Genomic DNA, 1478 nt, shown 5'->3' on the forward strand with positions numbered 1-1478 from the left:
CGTCCGGAGACGCCACCTCGCCCGGTACGACGGCGCCCGGCACGGCAGCCTCCGGCACGGCCGCGAACGACCCGGCGGCGAACGGGGACCGGACCTCCGGACACCCCGTGGGCTCCGCCGCGTCGTCCGAGGGCGGCACCCCGCGCTCCGGCGCCTCCGGCGAGCCCGACCGGGGCGCCGTTGTCCGCGCCTTCTACGACCTCGTGCGGTCCGAACCCGAACGCGCCCTGGGACTGCTCGCCGACACGCTGGCGGCCGGGGAACGCGGCAGCCTGCTGTCGGCCTGGCGCTCGCTGACCGATGTCCTCGTCGAGCGCGTCGAGCCCCGGGACGACGGCACGGTCCTCGTGGTCGTGCGGATGACTCCCGCGCACGGCACGCCGCTGCGGGTCACGCAACTGCTCGGTCTCGATGAGGGGCCGCAGTCCCGGATCAGCCGGGCGAGGCTCCTCTCCGTCCGCGCTGTAAGCTGACCGACCCTGTGAGCCAGTTACCGGGGCCACCGTCGGGGTGCTGAACGGCCCCCTTCGCAGTGCCCCCCGCGTGTGCGCAGAGTAAACGGCCTAGCCTGTCCGGGTCGGTCTCGGTAAGCCGGCACACGAACTCCGGTATGTGCGAGCCCGAAGGAGGTCGCGTGAGCGACGAGGGTCGCCTGGTCGCCGGCCGCTACCGTGTCATCAAGCGGATCGGGACCGGTGCCATGGGCGCCGTGTGGCAGGCGCACGACGACGTGCTGCATCGCACGGTGGCGATCAAACAGCTGATGCTCCAGGCGGGCCTCGACGCGCACGAGGCCGAGGACGCCCGGCAGCGCACCATGCGCGAGGGCCGGATCGCCGCGCGGCTGCACCACCCGAACGCGATCACGGTCTTCGACGTGGTGACCGACGAGAACGGCCAGCCGTGCCTGATCATGGAGTTTCTCGACTCCACCAGCCTGGCGCAGGTGCTGCAACAACAGGGCACGCTGCCGCCGCTGGAGGTGGCGCGGATCGGCGCGCAGGTCGCCTCCGCGATCCGCGAGGCACACGACGTCGGCATCGTGCACCGCGACATCAAGCCAGGCAACATCCTGCTCGCCGACAACGGCCTCGTGAAGATCACCGACTTCGGGATCTCCCGCGCCAAGGACGACGTCACCGTGACCAAGACGGGGATGATCGCGGGAACGCCCGCCTACCTCGCCCCCGAGGTGGCCATCGGCGGTGACCCCGGGCCGGAGTCCGACGTCTTCTCCCTCGGCTCGACGCTCTACGCCGCCGCCGAAGGGCAGCCGCCGTTCGGACTGAGCGAGAACACGCTGAGCCTGCTGCACGCGGTCGCGGCCGGGCAGATCAACCCGCCGAGGCGGTCCGGCCCGCTGACCAGCGTGCTCGCCGTGATGTTGCATCCGGATGTCGCGCACCGGCCGACGGCACACCAGTCCGAGGAACTGCTCTCCGCCGTCGCCCGGGGCGAGACACCGCTCGGCGGCCCCG

At 72.3% G+C, this 1478-nt stretch carries 1 protein-coding gene and 1 pseudogene; both read left to right on the plus strand.

Translation table 11 applies throughout. The features are described 5' to 3' along the window. Nucleotides 1–473: pseudogene (locus SACSA_RS24060) on the plus strand (hypothetical protein); the annotation flags it as partial. Between the two features lie 161 nt (nucleotides 474–634). Continuing rightward, nucleotides 635–1478: serine/threonine-protein kinase (locus SACSA_RS24065; RefSeq protein WP_019819749.1), on the plus strand; the 844-nt coding region annotated here is incomplete at its 3' end.

This window comes from Saccharomonospora saliphila YIM 90502 (genome assembly GCF_000383795.1).
GTDB classification, from domain to species: domain Bacteria; phylum Actinomycetota; class Actinomycetes; order Mycobacteriales; family Pseudonocardiaceae; genus Saccharomonospora; species Saccharomonospora saliphila.